The organism is Mucilaginibacter ginsenosidivorans, assembly GCF_007971025.1.
Lineage (GTDB): Bacteria > Bacteroidota > Bacteroidia > Sphingobacteriales > Sphingobacteriaceae > Mucilaginibacter > Mucilaginibacter ginsenosidivorans.
The window spans coordinates 3995044-4021537 of the sequence record NZ_CP042436.1 but is presented as its reverse complement, the minus strand read 5'-3'; the positions used below and the strand labels follow the sequence as shown (position 1 = coordinate 4021537).

Here is a 26494-nt window from a genome sequence, read left to right as displayed (position 1 = left end):
TTAAGTTAGATTAAGTTAGATTAAGTTGGATTGAGTTGACTAAGTTTACCTTAATCAACCCAATCAACCACTTCACTGAATCAACTACTTCACCACCTCCACCCACTTTCCCTTTTGCACCGCATTGATGCTGTGGTTATACATAGCTTCGCAGTAGGTTGCAGGCAGGTAATATTTGCCAAGGTAAGCTGCATTCAACATCACGTAATAGGTTACCTCCTTACCCTCTGCAACGCTGAAATGGGTGTTCATCCGGTCGTCCCTGATGTCACGATAATCCGAGGGCGATGAGTTGAATGCCTCCGTCGTATCCGACATGCGGGTGTTGATGATCTCCCAGCCCGATGGGAATATCTGCGTTAGCGCCATGTTATCATACCTGCCCTTTTTGCCGGGATTTTTGACATTAACCTGTGCCACAAAATCGGTGCCCTGCTTCAATTTGGTTGGATCGACCGGGTGCCCGGTCAGGCTGAAATAGCCTATCCGCATCTCCAGTACGTCCGGGTTGCTGACAGACTGCACATCCTGGCCCGATGATGGTTGTCCGCGTTGTATGATCCTGGCATAAAGCTTATTGTTCCCATTATTTTTAAGTGTTACTTTACCTCCTGTAACATTCAGATCGGTGTGCCATAAGTACGATTTGGAGGTAACACTGCTCGCGTTATAACTAAACTGCAGCTTGCTGCCCGGGTGGTTTGCGCCGCAATATTCGGATATTGCCACCAGCGAATAGGCTGTGGTTTGCGTACTGTACCAATCGTCCTGCGACAGCCTGTAGGCCACTGTTTTGAACAAAGCGGCCGCCTTCTGATGCTGCCCCAATAAGGTGAGTGTTTCCAGTATCATCGCCTCATCGCGCAGATCGGAACCATAGGTGCCGTACAAACTATAGTAGGGCTTGATAGTGGTTGATAACCCATTGATCAGCTGCATGCCTATTTCGGGCTGGCCCACCAGCTTGTACGCTGCGGCTAAACGCCAACGGGCCTCGTCGCTAATGTATTTGAACTCGCGCAGGCGGTTCATTGCCCCCAGCTCCGGAGCGCGGGCAAGCGCCAGCAGGTACAGGCGATAAGCCTGTATCAGGTCCGATCCGTAGAAGCTGCGGGTATCGGGTCCCCAGGTAAGGGCCTTCATGCGCTGGTATTTCTTCCAGTTCTCAATAAAACCTATCGGCATGGAATAACCTTTGGCCTGGGCGGAAAGCATGAAGTGCCCGGCGTAATTGGTTCCCCATTCGTCGGCTTCGCCCTGGTTTGGCCAGTAACTGAGACCACCATCCGTAACCTGGAAGTTTTTTAACCTGTTAATGGTCGACTTGATATTACGGTCGGTCTCGGCGGATTGTCTTGGTGTCAGGTCGAGCACCTGGCTCAGATACAATTGCGGGAAACCAGATGAGGTGGTTTGTTCCACGCAGCCGTAAGGATATTCGATCAGGTAATCCAGGCGTTTGGCAAGGTTCAATGGGGGAATAGTCGCCACCTCTAAAGAGGCTTTGTTGGTGCCTGCCATGCCAACCGGTACATACGAAGTGCTCCAGGTTTCGCCAGGAGCCAGTTCCTTCTCGATAACCTTCGTGATCGGCGGATTAGGATTCCGGACGTTTAGTTCCACATCGTAATCTGCTGTTTCGCCGGCACTTTTGGCAATTATCTTTACTTTTCCTACACCGACAAAATCTTTAACATCCAGGTCGAAAGTAACCAGCTGATCACCTGTTTTGGTAAAGGTTACAGTCTTTTTATTGTTACCCGCAAGATTGCTGAAGGCGTTCGACTGCACTTCAAGGTTGACGGTTTTTACCTTATCCTCCAATGCGAATACCGTCACCGGCAATTGTATTTTTTCCGATGGCCCCAGCACGCGCGGCAGCGTAGCGAGTATCATCAGCGGCTTTTTCACGGTAACGGCTTTATCGGCAAAGCCATAACCGCCGTCGTGCCCGGCAATGACCATAGCTTTTACCGAGCCGATATATTGCGGCAGGGTGAAACGGGTAGTCTGCTTTTGCCCTGCATTCAAATGATACGGCCCGATGAATTTCACCACCGGCTTAAAGCGATTGACCGACACATTCCGGTTCATGCCATTGGTACCGTCGCCACCTATGCTGAGTATTCGTTCCAAACTACCGCCATAGGCACCTATCACATAGTCGAAAAGGTCCCACGATTTAACGCCCAGCGCCTCGCGGGCATAGAAAGTCTCGTGCGGATTCGGTGTTTTGTAGTTGGTGATATCCAGCAGCCCCTCATCTACAATAGCGATGGTATAGGTCATTTCCTTACCTGACGCCTCCGAAACCGTGATGTATGATCGTGTTTCCGGGCGTATCTTATCCGGCATATTGATGACTGGTTTCAGGATAGTTTGCGGGTCGTCCACTGTAAGCGGGATGACACCGTACATGCGGATAGGCAAATCGTTTATGGTTTGTGAGTGGCGCTGCAACAGCGTTACATTCACAAATATATTCGGCGCCATGGTCTTGTCTATCCTGAACGTGTACTGCGTTTGGCCCTTCCGGGTGTCTATCCAGTTGGTTTGCAATACCTTGCTGCCGTTCTCGATACTGATAAGCGCGCGGCCGTCCGAAGCGGTGGGGATGGTCAGCGTAGCGTCTTCACCCACTTTATAACTGGTTTTGTTGGATGTAAAGGACAACATGGCAGCCTCGGTAGGATTGCTTTGCTGCAGGCGCTCGGCCCAGTTCGGCCAATCCAGGTAAATTATCTTACCAGTTGAGTGGCCCGTTTCCGGGTCCTTCACACGCAGCAGGTAGCGGCCCCATTCGTCATTATCAACATGCAGGGTCCATTTACCACGACCATTGGTAAGGCGGACGTTCTCCGTCTTGATGAGCTTATTGTAGCGGTCCTGCGTAAAATTGCTGAATTCGTTACCGGTCTCGTCCCACCACCAGCGCCATTGGATCTTGTAAAGTTCCACTTCAACATTTCTCGAGCCGGAGAACAGGCTGCCTTTGGTATCCACATCGGCTATATCAACCACATTATCGCGGTTGGTATACAGCATGCCCGAAATATCGCTGCCTTTGCTTGTTTTGATACCGACATAACCGTCGTAAACATTGTAGGGCATGGAAAGCGTTTGTATGCTGAAGTTACCGCCCGGTTCAAATACTTTCACCAGGAAGTTGGCCCGCAATTGTCCGGGGGCCTCTTTGTCCACATCAATATCGGTTTTAACATTCGCTTTGCCGGTCGCATCCAGCCGCCCGTCAAATATAGTTTGGCTTTGCGGGGTGAAATTCAGGGTAGGATCATCGAAAATATAATCGTCATACCCTTTAAAGGTTGTATGCTGCGGCGACAAAAAGGCATCCACCTTAGCTTTCAGGTTTTGCGCAATACCGCCGAAGAGCCAATGCGCATCCAGGCTGCCCGATACATCGCCGCCTTTCGTAAGCTGCGTTGCTCCGCCAAAGCTTAAGTTTAGCTTGAGCCGGTTTGGCATAATGGTCTCTATCTTTATTTTCTTCTCAAACGAGGCCCCACCGACCTTTACCTTTGCGGTCCAGTTCCCTGTCCGGCTGGAGAGTTCCGTGGCCGTATGGAAGCTGTAAAAGCCATCCACCGACTTGTTGGCCGTAATGTGTTTGAACACACCGCCATCAGGGTCGTCCAGCTCAAACTCAACCGGGTGATCGGCAGGCAGTGTGTGCAATTTGTCCTGCAAAATAAAAGTGAGGAATATCGAATCGCCCGGGCGCCAAACGCCACGTTCGCCATAAATAAAGCCTTTCAGGCCATCTTTTATGTCGTCGCCGCCAACATCAAAGCGGGAGAGGGGCAGCGAACTGCCATCATCAAGCTTCAAATAGCCCCGTTCGGCACCCTGGCGTGCAACCAGAAGGTAAGGTTTACGCTTCAGATCGAACTTAGCCATACCATCGGCATCCGATATGGTTTTAAACATCAACTGTTTCTGGAAGTCCAAAAACTCCAACGATACACCTGCCATGGGTTTGGCACTCATAATATTGGTTACAGCTACAACCATGCTGTTATCGTTGCCACGCTTAGCTACCAAACCTATATTGGAAGCGATAATATTGCGCATGGCCCAGCGGTCGCGGGTGTAGTACGAATTGGTACAGGGGTCGCCGCGGTCGTTCCAACGATAATTGTCGGGGTAATAGTTATCATAGCGCTGCCAGAAATCATCGTCCTCATCGCTTACCTTGCCGGCATTGTCACGGTCGCTGCCATCATAACCGTAGTCATCATCGTCCGAGTTCTTTTTAACGCCCGGTCCGCCCAGGGTGCAGTTATACAGCGAATATTCTTTACGGAATCCAAGCACAACGCGGTAAATGGCCCCGGGCTCGGTACGTATCAACTGGTCAAGATCCAGCTTGAACCTGTTCTTTTTATTCAGGTTGACGCTTTTATCCTGGTCGAGGCGGATGGTTTTTTGCAGGATGGGCTTGCCCACCATACGCAATTCAGACGCGCCATCGAAGCCGTTCGACTGGAAATATTGCGGCACGTTATTCTCATATACCTTGATAATGCTTACATCCACCGCGTTCAGGTTTATCGCCTCGAAAGGCATGGCCAGTTTGCCGGAGTCGGGGAGGATAACGCCTTTGCCGGGTATGGTTACCGATGGCAGGCGGTTCTCGAAGAACACGTTGGCCGTATAAGGCTTGGTGATCTTTTTATGAGATATGTTTTCCACGCCTTCGTTCACATAGGCGGTAAAATTACCCTCGAGGCGGTCGGGAGCATAAATTTTCACCTTGCTTCCTTCAATAGTATAAGCAGGGTCGTCGATGTTTTTTATGCCTACCAGGCCCTTTAATTCCTGGCCAACCATAATTGCATCGGAGAACTGCACCAGCACATACTGGTCGTTATCCTGCACGGCAGAGATGTTGAGCACCTTGAAATCCCCAATGGCAGGTATTTCGAACTCCTGGCTCCCTTTTTTGCCAACGTTGAGACTGGTGCCGTCCCAGTTTACTGTTAGCGTGTTAACTTTATCGGCAGCGCGGGTAATATCAGTGACGGTAAACTTATGCGTGCGGCTTATGCTATTATGCTGCCAGGTGATCTGCACCGGCGATTCGAAACCGGTGCTGATAAGCTTTTCAATAGCTGCAGCATCCTCGGCGTCGGCCGTTTGTACAACGCCGTGCAGCTTCATTTTATCGATGGAAGTGTTGGTGGCGGTTTCCAGCCCATTAAAGGAAACGGTAAAATCAGGTTTAACCGTCTGGAAGGTGAATTTGAAATCCTCAAACTTTGAAGGCACCTCCGTCACCTTGCTTAACTTAAAATCGGCCGAATAGCTTTGGTCGGACACCAGCTTCGCTTCCGGTCGAAACTCGATGGTTCGCTCATCAACCCAATAGGCCTTGCCTTTTACGGCGGGCGAAAAGTCGAACACACCGTCCGGCAACTGATCGTTCTGCACATGGGTTGTCGTAACCTGGCTGGCAAGCCGGATGCGAATGGTGTTTTCTTTTGAAATAATGCCTGTTGTGTACGACTCGATGTACTTGCTGAAGGCCGGGTCGACACTGCTTTTTTTGTGGCGCAGGTTGTAAATAAAATAGGCAGCGATGATTACGAGAATGATCGAAGCAGCAACAATAATTGGACGCTTGCCAGCGGGCAGAGGCGTCTCTCCATCTTTCATTGATTAAGGTTAATTTATTAATGAAATTTAGAAATAAAAAAATGATTCTTCCAAATATTTGAACAATTTTTTTTTTGATAATAAAATTATGTTCTGTGATATTATATAATTACAAAATTATGACGATGTATTTCTGAAAAACACCGGCCGGATGTTTGTTGCGAGCGATTAATTGCTTAGTGAATTGATATAATGATTTCGTTAATTTAATAGCGGTGGAGAAATGGATAGAATCCAATTGCTTAAGAATTCATAAATTTATAAATTTATATCCTGTATTTAAACTTAAACTTTTGAAATGAGATTCCTTCTGTTTGTAGTATTAATTTGCCTTTTTGGATGTAGCCCTTCCAATTCACAGGCACAAACGAAATCTAATACCTCTACATTGCAACAATCAGATGTTAAGCAGATCAATGGTTATATCGATAATTTCTTTAAGAAATATAAGACCGAAGGCTCAAGTAACGCAATTGATTATATTTTTAGCACAAATAAAATAACCGTTGATGCGGATAACTTAAAAAGCAAACTTGATTCAATTAAGATTGCTTTGGGGAGCTTTACCGGATATTCATTAATAACTGAAAAAAGTATTGCTAATGGATTAGCCCTTCGTAGTTATTTGGTAAAACATGAGAATCACCCGCTAAGATTCACTTTTGTGTTTTATAAACCCAGGGATATCTGGGTTTTATATAAATTCCTATATGACGCTGAAGCAGCCGATGAATTAACACAATCAGCGAAAATTTATCTTATCAACTAATCACAATTTACCGTATCATCACGCCCGGCTTGTTGACGATGGGCAATTTAATGAAATTAGACTCGACGATACTTTCGGGGAGGAAGATGAATTTTTTGTCGTAAATATCCTTGCCGATATAATAACTGAGCCAGTACTCATTATTCAGGCCGAAGGTGGCCTCATCAATAGGTTCTATTAAAACGAAGGCCCCATTGTTCACTATGGGGAACATGTGGCGCAGGGTTGAGGTTTTGATCTGCTCGCCGTTCTTTTCGCCGTAACCTTTCGATGTGATCAGCACGTTCTCTATCGGCTGGTTTTTCAGGTTGATGAGGTATACATACCAGGTTTTGGCCTGGATATTTTCGCCCTCCAGCGCCACTGCGATGGCAATATCTTTTACAACGTTTTCGGGGAGGTCTTTGATCATTTTTGAGTTGACTAAGTTGATCCGGTTAGATTAAGTTGATCAAGTTACATGGTTACTCAATCAACCACTTAACTTAATCAACTATTCAACTGCTATTTACCTTTCTTCGCAAACCTTTTTGCGCCAGGTTTTTTCGGCGCTTTGGCTTCTGCATCGGCCAGTGCCTTGCATTCCTCGTAGGTTAGTGCCTGCGGATCTTTATCTTTTGGTATTTTAACGTTCTGCTTACCGAATTCGATATACGGCCCCCAGCGGCCATTCAGCACCTTCACATCAGCGTCTTCTGCAAAGGTTTTTATCACCCGCTCGGCATCGCGCTTGCGCTTATCTACTATTATATCTACGGCCTGGTCCTCGGTAACATCGTGCGGGTCGGTATCTTTCGGCAACGAGTAAAAGGAGCCGTTGTGCCGAATGTACGGGCCAAATTTGCCGATGGCGACAGTCATATCCTTATCTTCGAACATGCCAACCTTTTTAGGCAGTTTAAACAACTCCAGCGCCTCGTCCATCGTGATGGTCTCGATACTTTGCCCGGCCCTTAAGCTGGCGTATAAGGGCTTCTCATCGCCCTCACTGTCACCAACCTGCACGAACGGCCCGAAACGGCCTATGCGCACCGAAACCTTTTTGCCGTTTTCGGGGTGAATACCTAACTCTCGCTCGCCGGTAGCTTTATCAGCCGTTTCGATGGTGTTTTCGACACCTTTGTGGAAAGGGGTATAGAAACCGCGGATCATATCCGTCCATTCCTCCAAACCCTGGGCTATCTCGTCAAATTGTTTTTCGACACTGGCGGTAAAGTGAAAATCGACGATCTCCTTAAAATACTGTACCAGGAAATCATTAACTACCGAACCAATATCTGTCGGGAACAACTTGCCGCGTTCAGCGCCCGTATTTTCCGATTTTTCTTCTTTCGTAATATCCCGGCCCTTCAGCGTCATCACCTTAAAGCTGCGTGCCTTGCCTTCACGGTCCTCCTTCACCACATAACCACGGTTTTGTATAGTGGATATGGTAGGGGCGTAAGTAGACGGACGGCCTATACCCAACTCTTCCAGCTTTTTCACCAGGCTGGCTTCCGTGTAACGCGGCGCAGGGCGCGAAAAGCGTTCGGTTGCGGTCATTTCCTGCAGATCGAGCTTTTGTCCCTTGTTCAGTGGCGGAAGCATGGCGTTATCCTCGCCGTTTTGCGGTTCATCTTCGTCATCCGATGATTCGAGGTACACCTTCAGGAAGCCGTCGAACTTCATTACCTCGCCGTTGGCAACCAGTTCTTCCTTACGGCTTGATATGCCGATCTTTGCGGTGGTCTTTTCAAATAAAGCTTCACTCATCTGCGAAGCGATGGCGCGCTTCCATATCAGGTCGTATAAGCGTTTTTCGGATGGATCGCCGTCGACGGAATGTACATCGAAATAGGTCGGCCTGATGGCTTCGTGGGCCTCCTGGGCGCCGGCGCTTTTTGTTTTATATACCCGGTAGTGATGGTATCTTTCGCCGTATGCCGAATTGATCTCTTTCGCAGCCGCACTCAGCGCCGTATCGGATAAGTTCACCGAGTCGGTACGCATGTAGGTGATCTTACCGGATTCATACAGCTTCTGGGCCACCGTCATGGTACGCGACACCGAGAAACCCAGTTTACGGCTGGCTTCCTGCTGCAACGTAGATGTGGTAAATGGCGCAGCCGGCGAGCGTTTGGCCGGTTTGGTCTCTAATGAATTGATAGTGAAATCAGCACCTATACAATCCTGGAGGAACTTTTCAGCGTCTCCCTGTTTGGCGAAACGTTCGGGCAATTCGGCCTTAAAAGCCTCACGGCCTTTGCCAAATACGGCGACGATCTTAAATGCAGCTTCAGGAGTGAACCTGATGATCTCGCGCTCGCGCTCAACGATCAGTCTTACGGCAACGGATTGTACGCGACCAGCTGAAAGTGACGGTTTAACTTTTTTCCATAGAACAGGGGAGAGCTCGAAACCCACCAGCCTGTCCAGTACCCGGCGCGCCTGCTGGGCATTTACCAGGTTATAATCTATTTTACGCGGGCTTTCTATTGCTTTCAGTATAGCAGGCTTGGTTATCTCGTGAAACACGATACGTTTGGTATTGGCGTCTTTCAACCCCAAAGTCTCGAACAAATGCCACGATATGGCCTCACCCTCGCGGTCCTCGTCCGATGCCAGCCAAACGGTTTCAGCTTCCTTTGCCAGTTTCTTTAACTCACTTACCACCTGTTTCTTATCAGCCGGAACCTCGTATTTTTGAGCGAAGTTATTTTTAATATCTATCGCGTCTTCTGACTTTACCAGGTCGCGGATGTGCCCGTAACTCGACTTCACGGTAAAGTCCTTACCAAGGTAGCCTTCAATAGTTTTTGCCTTAGCCGGAGACTCGACGATCAGTAGATTTTTAGCCATTTAAGCGATTATTTTTTGCAAATAAAACATAAAATGTTGGAATGTTGCAAGGTTGAAAAGTTTTAACGTTGTAATTTGTAAATGAAAAGACGAGCGGCTGCACCATCACAAATGCAGAAAGCAACCTTTCAACTTTACAATATTTCAACCTTACAACAAAAGAAATCACATCAGGAAACCGCCGCCCAAAAGGTCGTTGCCTTCGTAAAATACAGCCGACTGGCCGGGCGCTATGCCCGATACGGAATGATGAAAATCGACCTTCATGTGTTCGCTCATTTGCACGATGGTGCTTTGTGTGCCGGCATCTTTGTAGCGTATTTTGGTTACCGCTTCTATAGGCTCGGTAATGCTTTCGTATTTCACCAGGTTAAGATTACGCACCCAGGCTTGTTTGCGCTGCAATTCGTCCTGCGTACCCAAAACGACGGTGTTGGTGGCGGGATCTATGCGGGTAACGAACATAGGATGCCCTAAAGCAATGCCTAATCCCTTACGCTGACCGATAGTGTAAAAAGGATAGCCTTCGTGCTTGCCGACTACGGTGCCATCGGTAAGCACAAAATTGCCGCCCGCCACGCGTTCTTCCAAATCTTCCACTTTATGCCGTAAAAAAGCGCGGTAGTCGTTATCCGGCACAAAGCATATCTCGTAGCTTTCGCTTTTGGCTGCGAGTTCCATTTGGCCCATATCCAGCGCCATCTGGCGTATCTGCGCCTTGGTAAAGCTGCCCAGCGGGAACTTAGTACGGGCAAGGTTTTGCTGCGAAACGCCCCATAGTACATAGGATTGATCCTTGTTTTCGTCCAAACCTTTGGAAACCACGTAGCGGCCGTTATCATGCTGACGGATGTTGGCGTAATGCCCGGTAGCGATAAATTCGCAGTCGAGTTTATCGGCACGTTTCAGCAAAGCTTCCCATTTAATATGGGTATTGCACAATACACAAGGGTTTGGCGTGCGGCCGGCGAGGTATTCGTCTACAAAGTTGTCGATCACAAAATCGCCGAATTCGCTGCGGATATCTAATATATAATGGGGGAAGCCATAACCCACGGCCAGGGCACGTGCATCGTTGATACTATCCAGGCTGCAACAACCAGTTTCTTTGGAGCTGGTACCGGACGAGGCATAATCCCAGGTCTTCATGGTAAGGCCGATAACTTCATAGCCCTGCTCGTGCAGCATCACCGATGCTACCGAACTATCGACCCCGCCGCTCATCGCAACTAATATCCTGCCGTGCTTACTCATTTCGGGTGCAAAGATACGGTTTTGAAATTTGGGTTTGGGTCAGGGGAGGGTAATTTGTGGTTGGTGGTTAGTGATTGGTGATTAGTTAACTGGTGATTCGTTTATTGGCCGTTGGGCATTAGTCATTGGGGATTAGGGAGAGAACAGTTGACTTGTCATTTGGCGAGTGGACTCACCCGGTCTTTGCTTTGCTTGACCGCCCTCTCTACCGCAAGCGGTAAAGAGGGTGGCTGTATGGAAAATATATTAGGAAAGGTAAAAGAAAAGAAAAATTCAGCCCTCTTTGCGCGAAGCGGAGAGAGGGTCGACCAGCATAGCGCCGTCCGGGTGAGTCGACTGCGACGCGTTGTTATTGGACCGCTTATGTATGTACCGGTAATGATAAAATATCCCTGCATCGCTTACTGCCCCAAGGGCGGCTTTTTACTTAATACCGAAACGGCACTTTGGTAACCTGTGATACATGCTTTTAGTGAGCTCCAGACGGTACCAAAGTCGAAATTCGCAATTGTTTGATACTTAACTATAAATTAATTATAATTAGTAATCAATTATTTGCAATCATCATTTAACTATTTACTTTATATAAATGAACGATGCCCTCCCATTGACCACTCACCATTCACCACTCACTATTACGCCACAAAAACCGTCTTGATATTCACAAATTCATGTATGCCGAACATGCCCAGTTCCCGGCCGTAGCCGGATTGTTTGATACCGCCGAACGGCAAACGCGGGTCGGATTTTACGAGGGCATTGACAAAGCATGAGCCGGACTGCAATTGCGTTGCCGCTATTTTCTCTCCCCTCTCCCTGTCTTTGGTGAACACTGCCGAACCAAGCCCAAAGCTGCTGTCGTTGGCAATGCGGATAGCGTCGGCTTTGTCTTTGGCGGAAATGATGGCAGCTACCGGGCCGAACAGTTCTTCGTCATAAGCGGGCATACCTGGTTTTACTTTGGTAAGGATTGTGGCGGGGTAAAAAGCGCCTTTGCCTTTAGGCAACGTTCCCCCTAAAATACATTTTGCACCTTTTTTGATGGAGAGCTTTACCTGTTCGTGCAGTTCGTTGCGCAGATCGGTGCGGGCCTGGGGGCCAATATCGGTAAGGATATCCAGCGGATCGCCCAGCTTTTTAGCTTTCATTTTAGCCAGGAAGTATTTGGTGAATTCCTTTTCGACTGATTTGACCACGATAAACCGCTTGGCAGCAATACAGCTTTGCCCGCCGTTGATGACGCGACTGTTGACGCAAATTTCAGCGGCTTTTTCAAGGTCGGCATCCTCCAGTATCACGTAGGGATCGCTGCCGCCAAGCTCGAGCACAGTTTTTTTGACGAGCGAGCCGGCTTTTTGGGCCACCTGTTTGCCCGCGTTAGTGCTGCCGGTAAGGGTAACAGCCTGTATAAAAGGGTTCTCGATGATCTTTTCCACCATGGCGCTTTCGACAAGTAGCGTTTGAAAGACGTTTTCAGGGAAACCCGCCTGACGAACGACATCCTCAATTGCCAGTGCACAGCCGGGAACATTTGATGCATGTTTTAGTACGCCGCAATTGCCTGCGGCCAAAGCGGGTGCAAGAAAACGGAAAGCCTGCCAGAAAGGAAAGTTCCAGGGCATAACGGCCAATACAACACCTAATGGCTGAAAAGTTATGTAGCTTTTGGAGGCATCTGTTTCGATAATTTGGTCGGCGAGCTGGTTGCCGGCGTTGGCAGCGTAATATTCGCAAACCGAGGCGCATTTTTCAATTTCAGCCACGCCCTGGCTGGTGGGTTTGCCCATTTCCTGCGCCATCAGGATAGCGAGCTCCGTTTTCCGGGTTTGCAGCACACCGGCCATTGCCGTTAACAGGGCCGACCGTTCCTGGTGGGTGGTGTTTTTCCAGTTAAGCCAGGCCTTATGGGTTTGCTTTATCTTCTGATCAGCCTGTTTAGGGGTATTGGGACGGTATTTCCTGATAACTTTCCCGTTAGCGGGGTCTATTGCTATAATGCTCATAACCGATTTTTATGTCAAATGTAAAACACCCGGACATAAAAATAGTTGCATTTCCTTTTTTCAGGAGGATGGGGCAGGAGGAGGAGCGTCTTCGAGTTCGGTACCTACGGTGGAATTTATGACATGAATGATCTTATCCAATTCACCGGCAGACCGGTTGATGCTGTCGAGTATCCTTATCTTTTCGTCCATCAAAGGCGTAACCTTCATCAGGTTTGTGAGCCCGATAATATTGGCGAGCGGCCTGCGGATCTCGTGCGAACTTAGCCAGGCAACTTCCTTTAATTTTTCTATCTGCCGGCCTGCTTCGATCTGTTTTTGTTTGAGCCCGGTAATGTCGTTATAAACGCCAATATAGCCGGTAAACTCCTTGTTGTCGTCAAACAGGGGCGTGTATTCGCTATGCACGCAAAATTTTTCGCCATTCTTTTTCCGGCAATTAACCTCGGTGGCGAACGCCTCCCTAACTTTTTTATGACGCAGGATAACACTGAGTTCGTCTATCCCCGATTCTCCGTCGATAAAAAACGTAGCAGGCGTATACCCGGCAACCTCTTCAAACGAATAGCCGGTAAAATCTTCGAATGCCTTATTTACCCAACTGATATAGTTGTTCTTGTCGGTAATGATGATGAGATTATTGACCCTGGTAAGGATAGTGCCTAATTTGCGGTTCTCATCGTCCCTGATACGCGAATGCCGTTCGCTTTCGATCAGCTTTTTCTCGTTGGCGCGGATCATCCGGTACAGCAGGTAACCGGTTACAGAAAGAAATATAAACCGACGGGAGTCATTAAAAATAACAAACCAAGCCGGGCTAAGGATGTGCTGATAAACAGTGAGCATCCTGTCGCTAACAAGTATCCACGCCAGGGAAACAGCCAGGTAAATTAAAGCAATCCTTAGCGCGCCGGATCTCATGTACTGAATAGAGGATTTTGAATATTTGCTCTAATCTATACGATGACGATGTTTCGAAAGTTAGCTTTTTAAAAATTTTTAAGAAGCTAATTATCAATAAGATACCGGGTTTATTACGGATTGCGCACCTGTCCGTTGCCTTTAACGAGCCATTTGTAGCTGGTGAGTTCCTGTAAACCCATCGGTCCACGGGCATGGAGCTTTTGGGTGCTGATACCTATTTCGGCCCCTAAGCCGAACTGGGCACCATCGGTAAAAGCGGTGGATGCGTTAACATATACCGCAGCCGCGTCTACCTTGTTGAGGAACTCTACAGCATTCACTTCGTTTTCGGTAATGATGGCCTCACTGTGTTTGGAACTGTATTGGGCTATATGATCCATGGCTTCCCGGAAACCAGGCACCGTTTTGACGGACATTTTATAGGATAAAAATTCGGTGCCGAAATGTTCGGCTTCCGCCTGGTGCAACAAGACGGAAGGGTAACGACCTAATAAAGCCGCATAAGCCTGCGGATCGGCATAAATTTCGACTTCTTTGTCAACCAAAGGTATAGCCAGTTGGGGCAGATCGGATAGGCGGGACGAATGGATGATCAAACAATCCAGGGCATTACAAACGCTTACGCGGCGCGTTTTCGCATTGAAAATGATATCGGCACCTTTTTGCAGATCGGCGGTTTCGTCAAAATAAGTATGGACAATGCCGGCGCCGGTTTCAATTACAGGTACTTTACTTTGCTGGCGGACCCGGTCGATAAGCGCCTGGCTGCCACGGGGAATAAGTACATCGATATAGCCTATCGCATTAAATAAAGCTTCGGTCGCTTCCCGTTCAGGCGGAAGCAGTACGGCTACGTTTTTATTGACACCGTGGTTCGAAAGCACATCGTGGATAAGCGCTATGATAGCTTTGTTGGAATATTCCGCATCGCTGCCGCCTTTCAGCACCGATACGTTCCCGGTTTTGAAACAGAGCGCAAATACATCAAAAGTCACATTTGGTCTGGCCTCGTATATCACGCCGACAACGCCCAGCGGAACGCTGATCTTACTGATATGAAGCCCGTTGGGCATTTCTTTTTCGGACAGGATGTGCCCAAGCGGGTTCGGCAGGCTGGCTACGTTCACCATATCCTTCGCAATGTCTTTTATGCGCGCTTCGGTCAGTTTCAGACGATCGTATTTGGGATCGGAGGGATCCATCCGGTCAAGGTCCTTTTGGTTTTCCTGCAATAAATGGGTGGTATTGGCTATGGCAGATGCGGCAACGTCATTGAGCACAGCCACGATAGTGTCAGGCTCAATACCGATGATATTCCTGCCGGCGGCAAGAGCGTCCTCAAAATATTGTTTGTAGTTCATTTATTTATCTCCCTGTCGGCTCACCCCGGCATCGCTACGCTTGTCACCCCTCTCTTCGCAAGCGAAAAGAGGGGACGAGGTATTTTTTATTATTATTTATTATTTATCATGGCAAATAAAGATAATCATAATGCACCAGCGCCTTTTGATTTTTTTGGCCGATGCGCTCTTTTGCCTTGTCCGAACCGTATTCGGCTATGCCAAGGCCTATCAGTTTGCCCTGTTCATCCAGTAATTTGATGATCTCGCCCTTGTTGAAATTATCCTGAAGTTTTACTATACCTATCGGTAGTAAACTGGTTGCCTTACTGGATGTTAATGCTAATTTGGCGCCATCGTTTACGACCACGGCACCGGTTGCAGTGTGGGCCGAATGTGCTATCCATTTTTTCCTGCCGGATTTTGATTTATCAGGAGCGAAACGGGTGTGCGGAACTTTACCTTCCAGTACATCCGTCAAAATATGGTCCTTTGTACCATTGGCAATATGCACGGCGATACCCAGCTGCGCGGTCTTATGCGCCATGGTCGATTTGGTGATCATTCCGCCGCGACCGAACTGTGATCTGCCCGAAGTGACAAACGCGGAGAAATCAGGTGTTTCGGTGTCTACCTCTTCTATCAGTTTTGAGCCGGGAAGCTTCGGGTCGCCGTTATAAATGCCATGGACATTGGTCAGAACGATCAAAGCCTGGGCATTCAGCATGGAAGCAATGAGCCCCGCGAGCTCATCGTTGTCGGTAAACATCAGTTCGGTTACCGATACTACATCGTTCTCGTTTACCACCGGGATAACCTGGTGCTGCAGCAATACCTCGAGGCAGTTGCGCATGTTTAGGTAGTGCAGGCGGTCGCGGAAATCCTCCTTGGTAACCAATATCTGCGAGCAAAGCATATCAAAATTGCCAAACAGGGCCGAATAGGTGTTGATGAGTTTTACCTGCCCGATGGAAGCCAAAAGCTGCCTTGCGGCGACAGCGTCGGCCTTTTCGGATACGGATATCAGGCTGCGGCCCGAAGCCACCGCACCCGACGACACCAGTATTACCTCTTTCCCTTGTTTTTTGATGCTGGCTATTTGTTCCACCAAATGCGCAATACGGGCGTTGTCGGGCAGGCCATCGGGTTGCGTAAAAACGTTGGAGCCTATTTTGATAACAATGCGATGATAGCCGGCAGACATGGGGTATTGAATTGAAACCCCAATATTAATAAATTATAGCTAATTGGTGGAGATTATATATAATATTAGCCGTAATTAAATACAGGCGTAGAAACTACAATTTTGTTTTCAGCGTTGATGTTTCGAAACAAACACCTGGCTTTAAGCAACCCTTACCCTCATCTTTTATGAACTTCGATATAGACAGGCAAACACTAAATGATCTGGCAATATTTCAAAACAACAATTCCCGTCAATCTATATATAGCCTTTTCAGCCACGCTGATACCATTGGCGGCAGTGAAGTGTTGCAGGATATGTTCAATAGGCCGCTTACCGATCCTGCTGACATACGGGAAAGGCTGGAAGTGTTTTTGTATATAGAGGAGCACAATATAAAAGTCGGCTTAAATAGAAACGATTATGATTTTGTAGAATTTTATTTAAAAAAGCATTATCATGCTAAACCTTTTTCAGTTATAACCAGTTTCTTAGAAAAAATCATCTATGCGTTTAAGTTTAACGATAGTGAGTATTATGTAATCCAAACCGGCGTAGAAAGTTCACTGTCTATACTTGATAGCCTGATCAGGTACGCTGAAGCGCTGCAAGGCGATCTGCCCAGGAAAATACAGGAATTTCGCTCAGCCATTTTAACCACCTTCCAGCCAAAAGAATTTGAATGGCTAAAACAATTGATAAAGAAACCAAAACTCAGCGCTGCGGATATGGCAAAAGCGGACCATTTTTTCAGGCAGCTTGCCTATGAAAGAATGAAGATATTGCTGAGTGTCGCTTACCAGTTAGATGTTTATCAATCCGTAAGTAAATGCGGCAAAACCCTTGGTTTCACATTTCCGGTAGTTAATAAAACCAACGCCAGGGAATTAACTATCGAGGGTTTATTCCATCCGTTTATTACCGATCCTAAAAGTAACGACGTGGAATTTGGTCCCGGCGGCAATGTTTGTTTTGTTACCGGTACTAACATGGCCGGAAAATCATCCCTGCTTAAAGCAATAGGGATCGCGGTCTATTTATCCCAGTTAGGCTTCCCGGTGCCTGCGAAACGTATGGTGACTTCCGCATTTAAAGGGATAATAACGACCATAAACTTAGCGGACGATGTAGAACAGGGGCATAGCCACTTTTATAAAGAAGTATTACGGGTAAAGCACGTGGCCGAAAAATTAAACCAGTCAAAAGATATCTTTGTCATTTTTGACGAACTGTTCAGGGGAACCAATGTTAAAGACGCCTATGATGCCTCGCTTGCCATCATTGCAGCCTTTGCCGAAGTGAAAACCTGTTTCTTTGTGGTTTCTACCCATATTGTTGAGGTTGCCCATGAATTATCATCCATTGAAAATATTAATTTCCGGTATATGGAAACCGTTTTTGAAGATACGAACCCGGTAAACACTTACCAGCTTAAAGCGGGCATTACCGAAGAGCGATTGGGCATGTGGATAGTAAAAAATGAAGGTATACTGGAGATAATAAAGGGCGCTTTGAAGGCTTAGCGTTCTATATCGACCGGGCCATTTGGCGGTGTCGTCGCAGGTAGAGACGCATAATTATGCGTCTCTACGGGACCGCCATTATTTAATAAAAAGTTATGACCTGTCGGCTTGGGGCAACTTTGGTCAGTTTAAGGCAAGAATAAACAAAACTGTGCCGGCGGCCGAAGCGGTAACATACAGGTAGAGACGCATAATTATGCGTCTCTACGGGACCGCCATTATTTAATAAAAAGTTATGACCTGTCGGCTTGGGGCAACTTTGGTCAGTTTAAGGCAAGAATAAACAAAACTGTGCCGGCGGCCGAAGCGGTAACATACAGGTAGAGACGCATAATTATGCGTCTCTACGGGAAGCGGCATTGTTTGATAAAAAGTTATGACCGGTCGGCTGCAGGCAAATGTAGTCAGCTTAAGGCAAGAACAGACAAAACTATGCCGGCGGTCAAAGCGGCAACATACGGGTAGAGACGCATAATTATGAGTCTCTACGGGAAGCGGCATTGTTTAATAAAAAGTTATGATCGGTCGGCTGCAGGCAAATGTAGTCAGCTTAAGGCAAGAACAAACAAAACTGTGCTGGCGGCCGAAGCGGCAACATACGGGTAGAGACGCATAATTATGCGTCTCTACGGGGAGCGCTATTATTTAATAAAAAGTTATGACCGGTCGGCTTTAGGCAACTTTAGTCAGGTAAAGACAAGAATAAACAAAACGGAACTTTTTGCCTGGCAGTTGCCGGGTATTGGCCGGCGGTGTGCTGTAGTTTATAAGCGGGCAGAGGTAACAATTTATGGTTAACACGTTTTTGGTTAATATTTATGTAATATATTGATAATCAATGTATTAATTAATGAGCGCGTGAAAAATGTGTTAACCATGTTAACCCTTGTCCCAGCCTAACTGATATACCCCTTAACGTACTCCTTCGTTAGTTCTTCTTTTGGATTAAGCAGCAACTCCTCCGTCGGGCCAAACTCGATGATCCGGCCCATGTACACGAAGATGATATAATCGGATACGCGGCGTGCCTGGCGCAGGATGTGGGTAACCAGTACGATGGTGTATTGTTCCTTCAGCCTGATGAACAGGTCTTCGATGATGCTCGTCGAGACCGGGTCGAGGGCGGATGTGGATTCGTCGCCGAGGATGATCTCGGGCTCCACAGCCAATCCGCGTGCCAGGCACAGGCGCTGCTGCTGCCCGATGGATAAACGCGTTGCAGGCGCGCTTAAACGGTCCTTCACCTCGTTCCACAGGCCGGTAGCTTTAAGCTGTGTTTCCACTATCCCGTCCAGGTCGGCTTTTTTGCGGGTACCGTGTATACGCGGGCCGTAGGCCACGTTATCATAAATGGACATGGGCAGGGGGTAGGGCCGCTGCGAAAGCAGTCCCATCTTTTTGCGGATATGGGTAACTTCCACATCCGGGTCGTAGATGTTCTCGTTATCTACCAGCACCTTACCGGTTACCTTTACGTCGGCCGTGTCGTCCAGCAGGCGGTTGAAGGATTTAAGCAAGGTTGTCTTCCCGCAGCCCGAAGGGCCGATGATGGAGATGACCTTTTTGTTGGGGATATTGATGGAAATATCCTTCAGTATATGCTGGTTGCCAATAGTGACGTTTAGCTGCTGTATGCTGATATGTGGGTTATTAGTCATTACCTGATGTTGTTTTTTGAGAATTGTTTAGCCAGAACGGAGGATAGGATCGTGATGATCAATACAACGATGGTTAATATCAAAGCCGATGCGTATGCGCGGCCCTGCACTTCCTCCACCGGGCTGCCCAGCTGGAAAAAAATGGCCAGCGGCAGCGTTGCAGCGGGCTGATGTAAAGACGTGGGTATGTTATCGCTGAAACCGGCAGTGAACAGTACAGAGGCTACATCGCCAACAGCGCGCCCAAACGACAGCAGGATGGCGGTAAAAACACCGGGGCGTATCTGACGGATGATGACTTTGGACATTTCCCAGCGGGTAGCCCCAAGGGCCAGCGAGGCGTCGCGCAACTCTTTGGGTACGGTGCGGATGACCTCGTCAAGCGTGCGCACAAGAATGGGGATAACCAGCAGCGTAACCGCCACAATACCACCCAGCAGCGAGGCGCGTATGCCGAAATAAACCATGATGAGAAAACCGAAAGCGCCGTAAACGATAGAGGGTATGCCGAAGAGCACGTCGAAAGCGATACGGAGGCTGTTCGCAACTACATTTCTCCCGCCCAGGTACATGTTGATATAAATGGCGACCGGTATACTGATGAGAAGGCCGAGCACGGTTGCGCCCCCTGCAATATAGAGTGAACCAATAATTGCATTGAGCACGCCGCCTTCCTTACCGATATAAAAACCCCCGCCCGGTATTTTGGTTACCATGTCCCAGTTCATGAAAGGGACTCCTTTGTAAACTATTGTTCCAACGATAAGAAAAAAGCTTCCGCCTACTATCAGCGTAGCTAACACCATAAGAACACGGAAGAAATTCTCCTCCAGTTTGCGCCTGATCATAGGGCCAGTTTCCTTTCCAGCCGGGCCATAATGAGCCTTGAAACAACATTGAAAAGCACGATGATGATAAATAGTAACAGTGCTGCAAACATCAGCGCTGAATCGTACATGGGTATGGACAGCATTTCGCCGTAATTATTGGCGATAAGCGCAGGCAACGGGTAGCCAGGGTCGAACACGGAATGTGGCGTTACCGCGTTATTCCCACAAACCATCAATACAGCAATGGTTTCGCCAAAAGCGCGGGAGATGGCCAATACGGTTGCTGCTACAATCCCCGTTTTCGCCTTGCGAAGCGACACCTTCCGGATTGTTTCCCATTTAGTGGCCCCTAAAGCCAAAGAGGCGTCCTTCAACTCGCGCGGGATGGTGTTAAGTACTTCGCAAACGATACTGACGATAAGGGGGAATATCATCACGGCTAAAACGATACCGCCCGCAAGCACGCTGTAACCCGTGGAAAATTCGACAAAATGCGGCGCGATATGATCCTGGATCAACGGAATGATGAATAACACGCCCCACACGCCGAATATAACCGGCGGTATGCCCGACAGCAGGTTTACAAACGGTACTAATATTTTACGGATGCGGTTTGGTGCGTATTCGGTAATATAGAAAGAAGTGAGCAGGCACAAAGGCAAAGCAATGATAATGGCTATAGCAGTAACCCATAAGGTACCCATAACGAACGGGAAAAAGCCGAACAGGCCTTTCAGCGGTTTCCATTGACTGGAGCTTAATAATGTCCACCAGGACGAGTGATCAAGGACAGGACCGGATTTGAGATACAAGCCTATGCCAATGACCAATACTACCGAAACGGATAGTACCGTTAACACCAGCATTAGTTTGGAATAGATTTTATCTTTTAGTAAGCGTATTTGCATTATGTGACAGGTTGAATAAATTGATTGCGTTGGATCAAGTTGATTGGGTCTGACTTAACATATTCAACCCAATCAACCATTTCACTCAATCAACAGGCTAATTCACTTTTTTTAGTTCTTCAGCCAGTTTTTGTTTTGAGAGTACGATGTAGCCGTTCTCGTCGACAAACTTCTGACCATCGGTCAATACATATTTTACAAAGGCGACCAGTTCGGGCTTATTCGGTTTCCCTTTGAAAAGAAACCCGAGGTTACGTGCCGGGGGCGAAGGGTACCTGCCATCGGCTATAGCGTCAGTTAGGTGGTCTATCGTATCGTAAAAATTCTCGTTCTCGTCTATTTTTCCATTGCCATTCACGTCTATGGGCAGTGCATGCACACCGGCTACCTGTTTACGTGTTTTCAAATCGTATAAATAGGCCAGGTTGTTGTAACCGATGCCCGTAACATCTTTTTTAACGGCCTGCGCCAGGCCCGGATCGCCATAAACACCTACGCCAAGCAGATCTTCCTGCTTTTTGCCGAAATATTTGGCCCAGGTCTCGGCTGCACCTGCCGCGTCGGAACGGGTATAAATGTGGATAGGAACAGACACTTTGCCGCCCAATTGGTTCCAGTTGGTAACCTTACCGCTAACAAATACATCGAGAAACTGGTTGCGTTTTACACCTTTCGCCTCCAGTAGTGTAGCATTCGGATTGCCGGTATTAAAGGTGGGCACCACAGCATCCTTGGTAACATAAATGGTATAGGCGCCTTTTTTAATTTCTTCGGGACTGATATCGCGCGAAGCCAGGCCGATATCGACCAGCCCGGACAAAGCATCAGTTATACCTTTACCTGCACCCCCGGCCGAGATATTGAATACCACGTTTGGATGGAGTTTCTTAAACTCCTGCGCCCATTTAACGGTAATAGGGTAGAGGGCGAAAGCACCTGATATATTGATGGTACCTTTCAGGTCATCGGCTACGGGCTTCGGCTCGGTCTTTTTGAAAGAGGATAGTGTGGTAATTATGCCGATTGTCGCGATAGTAGCGAGAATGGTTTGCCTGCGGAAAAATATTTTTTTCATGACTTTAGTTTTTGTTGGTTTGATCAGAAAGCGATCTGTAATTGTGCTTCGAATACATTATTTTTAATTGGAGAGACCGTTTCTTCATGCTTGAAAAGATAATCGACCGCTAACTTGGTCCACCGGTTAAATATGAAGTTGACGCCACCGGTGTAAACGTAGGTGCGGTCGGTTGTGGTCGTCTTGTTTGGGTCGAATGTGTCATATTTTGCAGCCAGCTGTATCTTTTTGGGCCATACAAAGTAGCCTGCCTGTACAAACCAGCCGTCCTTTTGTATAGCAGCATCGGTACCGTGGATATATTCTGCGTTTAGCGAAAGCAGCCCCAGGGTATAATGCCCGTCAAAGCCGTAACGATTGCGCGCCTGCGATTTGGTGCCACCGGTTGGGATACCCTGCCCCCGGTACCAGCTTCCACCAAAGTCAAGGTTTTTTAGCGGATGAAACACCAGCCGTGCCGATACATCTTTATGATAGTTATTATCCGTCGACACATTGTAGCCTGCGCCGTTAAATACACCAACACCATAATCGAACAGGAACCGGTCGTCTGTCTTTGCAAAATTGCCGCTAAGTTGTAATCCAATATCGCGGCCATTGGAGTTGCCAATAACGTCCTTCGAACGGCCGACCAAGGCTTCGACGCCCTGGGAGCGGTCGATAAACTCGAGCTGACTATCCGAGACCAGGTTCTCGTTTGAAAAAGGGATTTTGAACTGGCCCGCTGTGATCTTTGCAAAGTCGGCAAACTTGTAAGCTGTATATCCGTCGATCAGTTTAACTGATGATGCAAATTCGACATATATTTCATAGCTCCAGCTATCGGTAATATTGCCTTTAGCGTCAAGGCGGGCGCGGTGCAGGTCGAAGGCATCGTTTACACCTTTTTGCTGAAATCCCTGGTACCGCGGCTGCAATAAACCGCTTATTTGCAGAGCCTTGCTGCCTATAGAAATATTATGTTCGTTCTGTTTGTCCCTGTCGCGTTTGGCCTGGTCGCGTAATGCCTGTTCAGAGCGGATAGAATCAGCTTCAGTTTGGGTTATTAAGCCTTTTTTGATGAGGATATTCAAAAGATCCTCGTTTTGCTGCGCTTTTGCCGCAATGCCGGTAATAAGAAGGAATGCTATAAGCAGAATAGTTTTGGGGTAGAAGATTTTCATTGTTGTTCGTTTGGGTTTTGTGAGTAAATGATCAGGTGATTACTTGAATGGCCGATGCTCGCCTGGACAATTGTGCAACGCATCAGCGTTTGGGTGCGACGTTTAGTAACATCGATTAATTAATATTTTATTCATTTATTCTATTAAATCTATATTATCTATCAATTTAGTAGTGTAAAGATAAATGAAACAAAGACAAGTCTCCAAAATAAATTTTATATAAATTTATAATGTGCTTATTTTCAGTATAATAATTTAATTATATAAAGTTAAAGATTGAATCAAATGTCAAAAATTTAAGTACGGGTGATGGTGGTCAGCGGGGTAGCCTACAAAAAAGGCCCCGGTAAAGGGGCCAGTTTAGTTGATTGATTTATTGTGTTTAGATTGATAATTGCGTATCAGTCCGCGTTAGCTCGAAACATCAAGGCGCCCACGGTAACATTCGTACGGCTATCGATGAGTATGGCGCCCCCATTAGCTTTATTATTCTGGAACAGGTCAAACGCCAGCGGGTCGGCGGTTTTAAGTACAATACGGCCTATGTCGTTCAGTCTGAAATCTTCATCAAATTCCTTTTCCAGCGTATTGATGTTGACTTTGTATAATATTTCACGTACTCGGCACCGGGTTACTTTACTGTTATGCTGTATAAAATAAGTGTGGGTAGGATCTAACGCTTTGGTATCCATCCAGCAGAGATCGGCTTCAATTTGTTGGGAGACGATCGGCTGATTGGCCGAACTTACCAGGATATCACCGCGACTTATGTCGATCTCATCCTTTAAATGTAACGTGACCGACATACCGGCCAGTGCTGTTTCCGGTTCTTTATCCAATAATTCTATTTTGCTGATCGTAGAATGGAATCCTGACGGCAGTACGGTTATTTTATCATCAACCCTGAACGAACCGCTTGAAACACGGCCGGCATAGCCGCGATAGTCGTGCAGGTCGTCGGTCTGCGGACGGATGATCCATTGTACAGGGAAGCGGGCATGGTCGCTTTCAGTATCAACCGGGATATCCACAGTTTCCAGGTGAGCCAGCAAGCTGCTTCCTTTAAACCATGGCATCCTGGCAGACGCGTGTACGATGTTATCGCCTTTAAGCGCACTTACGGGGATGTAGGTTACATTTTCCAGTCCAACTTTAGCGGCAAGCTTTTTATAGTCCTCGACGATCTTATCAAAAACTTCCTGGCTAAAATCGACCATATCCATTTTATTGACAGCCACTACAACCTGTGGCAGGCCTAAAAGCGACACGAGGAATGAATGGCGGATAGTTTGTTCGATAACACCTTTGCGGGCGTCGATCAGGATAATGGCCAGATTAGAGTTGGAGGCTCCGGTAACCATGTTGCGGGTATACTGGATATGGCCCGGCGTATCGGCTATAATAAACTTCCGTTTCTCGGTTTGGAAATACTTGTATGCGACATCGATGGTAATACCCTGCTCACGTTCGGCTTTCAGGCCATCGGTCAAGATAGCCAGGTCGATCGTTCCATCGTCGTTTTTACGATTGGAGCGTTGCAACGCTTCTAACTGATCGACCAGGATCGCCTCGCTGTCGTACAATAAACGTCCTATCAGGGTACTTTTGCCGTCATCAACACTGCCGGCAGTTAAAAATTTTAGTATATTCATAGTTAAAAGTAGCCCCCTTTCTTGCGATCTTCCATGGCGGCTTCGCTCACTTTATCGTCCATACGCGCGCCGCGTTCGCTAACGCGCGAGGCGCTTATTTCTTCGATAATATCATCTATCAAAAATGCATAGGATTCAACAGCTGCGGTGCAGGTCATGTCGCCTACGGTACGGAAGCGTACATTTTTACGCTCCACTACATCCTCGTCATCCATATTCAGGAAAGGAGAGGCCGCCATATACTGCCCGCCGCGGGTTATCACATCGCGTTCGTGCGCGAAGTAGATGGTCGGAAGCGGGATGTTTTCCCGGCGGATATAGTTCCAGACGTCCAGTTCCGTCCAGTTGCTGATAGGGAATACGCGCACATTCTCGCCTTTATGAATTTTACCATTGTAAAGGTTCCACAACTCGGGGCGCTGGCGTTTGGGATCCCACTGGCCAAATTCGTCGCGAACCGAAAAGATACGTTCCTTGGCCCTTGCCTTTTCTTCGTCCCTGCGTGCACCACCAATGCAAGCATCAAATTGGTGTTTGTTGATGGTATTAAGCAAGGTTACCGTCTGCAATTGATTGCGGCTGGCATTTTTGCCCTTTTGTTCAACCGCGCGGCCGGCATCAATATCTTCCTGCACGTAACCGACTATCAGCTTCTCGCCGATACGTTCGATCATTTGGTCGCGGTAGATAATGGTTTCTTCAAAATTGTGGCCGGTGTCGATATGTACCAGCGGAAAAGGAAATTTACCCGGGCGAAAAGCCTTAAGTGCCAGGTGCACAATAGTGATAGAATCCTTGCCGCCTGAGAACAGGAGAGCAGGCTTTTCGAACTGGCCGGCAACTTCGCGCAGGATATATATCGCCTCCGCTTCTAATTCGTCTAAATAATCCAACTGCTGTTTATTAGTCATTATTATAAATTATTGATTTATTGAATTACTGGATCATTGAGTGGGAAAAATCAATAGTTCATTAATTCTATAATTCAGTTATTATTTACTTACCTCATGCAAGCCGCACTCTTTTTTTGATTGGTCTTCCCACCACCAGCGCCCGGCGCGGAAATCTTCTCCCGGCTGAACGGCCCTTGTGCATGGCTGACACCCGATGCTCGGAAAACCCCTGTCGTGCAGCGTATTGTAAGGCACGTTATGTATCCTTATATATTCTTTTACCTGGTCTAAATTCCAATCGAAAATCGGGTGAAATTTAAGCAAATTATGCTGTTCGTCCCATTCCAAATTACCCATAAACTGGCGGTTGGCCGATTGTTCGGCACGAATACCGGTTACCCACAATTTATTACCGGCAAGGGCACGGTTCAATGGTTCAACTTTGCGTATGCCGCAGCATTCTTTCCGGTTCTCAACCGATTCGTAAAAACTGCTTGGGCCTTTGGCATTCACCATTTGCTCCAATAGCTCGTTATTCGGATAGTAGGCATGAATAGGCTTGCCGTACATCTCCATCGTCCGGTTCCAAACGTAATAGGTTTCAGGGAAAAGGCGACCAGTTTCCAAAGTAAATACCTTGATAGGTAAATCATTGGTAAATATCATATGCGTGATCACCTGGTCCTCCCAGCCAAAACTTGTCGAAAACACGATCTGCCCGGGAAATTTATTGGTCAGCAAAGCCAGGGCCTCAACCGGTCCCATGTTGTCCAATTCGTGTTTTATCTCCTCTAACTTGGTCATC

Annotated in this window: 19 protein-coding genes; 3 read left to right on the top strand and 16 right to left on the bottom strand. The window is 47.4% G+C overall.

The genetic code is table 11. From position 1 onward, the window contains the following. Positions 1-84: 84 nt before the first annotated feature. The gene (locus tag FRZ54_RS18295) at positions 85-5676 is read right to left on the bottom strand and encodes an alpha-2-macroglobulin family protein (RefSeq protein ID WP_147033262.1); all 5592 of its coding nucleotides are present in this window, start codon (positions 5674-5676) and stop codon (positions 85-87) included. A 298-nt stretch (positions 5677-5974) separates the two neighbouring features. Here FRZ54_RS18295 and FRZ54_RS18290 point away from each other — a divergent pair, with 298 nt between their 5' ends. Further along, positions 5975-6445, top strand: a complete 471-nt coding sequence (locus tag FRZ54_RS18290) for a hypothetical protein (RefSeq protein ID WP_147033260.1) — start codon at positions 5975-5977, stop codon at positions 6443-6445. 7 nt (positions 6446-6452) lie between these two features. Here the strand turns inward: FRZ54_RS18290 and FRZ54_RS18285 are convergent, their stop codons facing one another. From FRZ54_RS18285 to mnmA, 3 genes are all read right to left on the bottom strand, one after another. Further along, a complete protein-coding gene (locus FRZ54_RS18285) occupies positions 6453-6857 on the bottom strand; it encodes a hypothetical protein (protein WP_147033258.1) in 405 nt (134 codons plus the stop codon). A gap of 92 nt (positions 6858-6949) precedes the next feature. Further along, complete coding sequence (gene topA / locus FRZ54_RS18280; protein ID WP_147033256.1) at positions 6950-9283, bottom strand: type I DNA topoisomerase; 2334 nt, start codon at positions 9281-9283, stop codon at positions 6950-6952. A gap of 165 nt (positions 9284-9448) precedes the next feature. Beyond that, on the bottom strand, positions 9449-10537 hold the full coding sequence (gene mnmA / locus FRZ54_RS18275; RefSeq protein WP_147033254.1) for a tRNA 2-thiouridine(34) synthase MnmA: 1089 nt from the start codon (positions 10535-10537) through the stop codon (positions 9449-9451). A gap of 234 nt (positions 10538-10771) precedes the next feature. Here mnmA and FRZ54_RS24530 point away from each other — a divergent pair, with 234 nt between their 5' ends. Further along, positions 10772-10990, top strand: a complete 219-nt coding sequence (locus FRZ54_RS24530) for a hypothetical protein (protein WP_187359663.1) — start codon at positions 10772-10774, stop codon at positions 10988-10990. Between the two features lie 182 nt (positions 10991-11172). Here FRZ54_RS24530 and FRZ54_RS18270 read toward each other — a convergent pair whose 3' ends face one another. The 4 genes from FRZ54_RS18270 to proB form a co-directional block, all read right to left on the bottom strand. Further along, positions 11173-12540, bottom strand: a complete 1368-nt coding sequence (locus FRZ54_RS18270) for an NAD-dependent succinate-semialdehyde dehydrogenase (RefSeq protein WP_147033252.1) — start codon at positions 12538-12540, stop codon at positions 11173-11175. A 60-nt stretch (positions 12541-12600) separates the two neighbouring features. Then, positions 12601-13461: a PAS domain-containing protein gene (locus FRZ54_RS18265; protein WP_147033250.1), complete on the bottom strand. Its 861-nt coding sequence runs from the start codon at positions 13459-13461 to the stop codon at positions 12601-12603. A 113-nt stretch (positions 13462-13574) separates the two neighbouring features. Continuing rightward, the gene (locus FRZ54_RS18260) at positions 13575-14825 is read right to left on the bottom strand and encodes a glutamate-5-semialdehyde dehydrogenase (RefSeq protein WP_147033248.1); all 1251 of its coding nucleotides are present in this window, start codon (positions 14823-14825) and stop codon (positions 13575-13577) included. 106 nt (positions 14826-14931) lie between these two features. Next, positions 14932-16008: a glutamate 5-kinase gene (gene proB, locus FRZ54_RS18255; RefSeq protein ID WP_147033246.1), complete on the bottom strand. Its 1077-nt coding sequence runs from the start codon at positions 16006-16008 to the stop codon at positions 14932-14934. 167 nt (positions 16009-16175) lie between these two features. Here proB and FRZ54_RS18250 point away from each other — a divergent pair, with 167 nt between their 5' ends. Continuing rightward, on the top strand, positions 16176-17510 hold the full coding sequence (locus FRZ54_RS18250) for a MutS-related protein (RefSeq protein ID WP_147033244.1): 1335 nt from the start codon (positions 16176-16178) through the stop codon (positions 17508-17510). A gap of 896 nt (positions 17511-18406) precedes the next feature. Here FRZ54_RS18250 and FRZ54_RS18245 read toward each other — a convergent pair. From FRZ54_RS18245 to FRZ54_RS18210, 8 genes are all read right to left on the bottom strand, one after another. Next, positions 18407-19168 carry a phosphate ABC transporter ATP-binding protein gene (locus FRZ54_RS18245; protein ID WP_147033242.1) on the bottom strand — a complete coding sequence of 254 codons (762 nt, stop codon included), beginning with the start codon at positions 19166-19168 and terminating at the stop codon, positions 18407-18409. Continuing rightward, positions 19168-20016, bottom strand: coding sequence for a phosphate ABC transporter permease PstA (gene pstA, locus FRZ54_RS18240; protein WP_147033240.1), 849 nt, complete (start codon positions 20014-20016; stop codon positions 19168-19170). The genes FRZ54_RS18245 and pstA overlap by 1 nt, the downstream gene beginning before the upstream one ends. Next, a complete protein-coding gene (pstC, locus tag FRZ54_RS18235) occupies positions 20013-20906 on the bottom strand; it encodes a phosphate ABC transporter permease subunit PstC (RefSeq protein ID WP_187359662.1) in 894 nt (297 codons plus the stop codon). Before pstC ends, pstA begins: the two co-directional genes overlap by 4 nt. A 97-nt stretch (positions 20907-21003) precedes the next feature. Further along, positions 21004-21981, bottom strand: a complete 978-nt coding sequence (locus FRZ54_RS18230; RefSeq protein ID WP_147033236.1) for a PstS family phosphate ABC transporter substrate-binding protein — start codon at positions 21979-21981, stop codon at positions 21004-21006. Positions 21982-22004: 23 nt separating this feature from the next. Next, positions 22005-23144 (bottom strand): porin, encoded by a 1140-nt coding sequence (locus FRZ54_RS18225; protein ID WP_147033234.1) that lies wholly within the window; start codon positions 23142-23144, stop codon positions 22005-22007. A gap of 401 nt (positions 23145-23545) precedes the next feature. Continuing rightward, positions 23546-24796 (bottom strand): sulfate adenylyltransferase subunit 1, encoded by a 1251-nt coding sequence (locus FRZ54_RS18220; RefSeq protein WP_147033232.1) that lies wholly within the window; start codon positions 24794-24796, stop codon positions 23546-23548. 2 nt (positions 24797-24798) lie between these two features. Continuing rightward, positions 24799-25707, bottom strand: coding sequence for a sulfate adenylyltransferase subunit CysD (cysD, locus tag FRZ54_RS18215; RefSeq protein WP_187359661.1), 909 nt, complete (start codon positions 25705-25707; stop codon positions 24799-24801). A gap of 81 nt (positions 25708-25788) precedes the next feature. Then, positions 25789-26493, bottom strand: coding sequence for a phosphoadenylyl-sulfate reductase (locus FRZ54_RS18210; protein ID WP_147033230.1), 705 nt, complete (start codon positions 26491-26493; stop codon positions 25789-25791). Position 26494: the final 1 nt, after the last annotated feature.

Excerpts from the sequence above, each read along its gene's own strand:
- FRZ54_RS18225 (WP_147033234.1), bottom strand. The coding sequence starts at position 23,144 with ATGAAAATCTTCTACCCCAAAACTATTCTGCTTATAGCATTCCTTCTT.
- FRZ54_RS18220 (WP_147033232.1), bottom strand. The coding sequence starts at position 24,796 with ATGAATATACTAAAATTTTTAACTGCCGGCAGTGTTGATGACGGCAAA.
- FRZ54_RS18285 (WP_147033258.1), bottom strand. The coding sequence starts at position 6,857 with ATGATCAAAGACCTCCCCGAAAACGTTGTAAAAGATATTGCCATCGCA.
- pstC (WP_187359662.1), bottom strand. The coding sequence starts at position 20,906 with ATGCAAATACGCTTACTAAAAGATAAAATCTATTCCAAACTAATGCTG.
- cysD (WP_187359661.1), bottom strand. The coding sequence starts at position 25,707 with ATGACTAATAAACAGCAGTTGGATTATTTAGACGAATTAGAAGCGGAG.
- FRZ54_RS18270 (WP_147033252.1), bottom strand. The coding sequence starts at position 12,540 with ATGAGCATTATAGCAATAGACCCCGCTAACGGGAAAGTTATCAGGAAA.
- topA (WP_147033256.1), bottom strand. The coding sequence starts at position 9,283 with ATGGCTAAAAATCTACTGATCGTCGAGTCTCCGGCTAAGGCAAAAACT.
- FRZ54_RS18210 (WP_147033230.1), bottom strand. The coding sequence starts at position 26,493 with ATGACCAAGTTAGAGGAGATAAAACACGAATTGGACAACATGGGACCG.
- FRZ54_RS24530 (WP_187359663.1), top strand. The coding sequence starts at position 10,772 with ATGGAAAATATATTAGGAAAGGTAAAAGAAAAGAAAAATTCAGCCCTC.
- FRZ54_RS18230 (WP_147033236.1), bottom strand. The coding sequence starts at position 21,981 with ATGAAAAAAATATTTTTCCGCAGGCAAACCATTCTCGCTACTATCGCG.
- FRZ54_RS18290 (WP_147033260.1), top strand. The coding sequence starts at position 5,975 with ATGAGATTCCTTCTGTTTGTAGTATTAATTTGCCTTTTTGGATGTAGC.
- FRZ54_RS18295 (WP_147033262.1), bottom strand. The coding sequence starts at position 5,676 with ATGAAAGATGGAGAGACGCCTCTGCCCGCTGGCAAGCGTCCAATTATT.
- FRZ54_RS18245 (WP_147033242.1), bottom strand. The coding sequence starts at position 19,168 with ATGACTAATAACCCACATATCAGCATACAGCAGCTAAACGTCACTATT.
- proB (WP_147033246.1), bottom strand. The coding sequence starts at position 16,008 with ATGTCTGCCGGCTATCATCGCATTGTTATCAAAATAGGCTCCAACGTT.
- FRZ54_RS18250 (WP_147033244.1), top strand. The coding sequence starts at position 16,176 with ATGAACTTCGATATAGACAGGCAAACACTAAATGATCTGGCAATATTT.
- FRZ54_RS18265 (WP_147033250.1), bottom strand. The coding sequence starts at position 13,461 with ATGAGATCCGGCGCGCTAAGGATTGCTTTAATTTACCTGGCTGTTTCC.
- FRZ54_RS18260 (WP_147033248.1), bottom strand. The coding sequence starts at position 14,825 with ATGAACTACAAACAATATTTTGAGGACGCTCTTGCCGCCGGCAGGAAT.
- mnmA (WP_147033254.1), bottom strand. The coding sequence starts at position 10,537 with ATGAGTAAGCACGGCAGGATATTAGTTGCGATGAGCGGCGGGGTCGAT.
- pstA (WP_147033240.1), bottom strand. The coding sequence starts at position 20,016 with ATGATCAGGCGCAAACTGGAGGAGAATTTCTTCCGTGTTCTTATGGTG.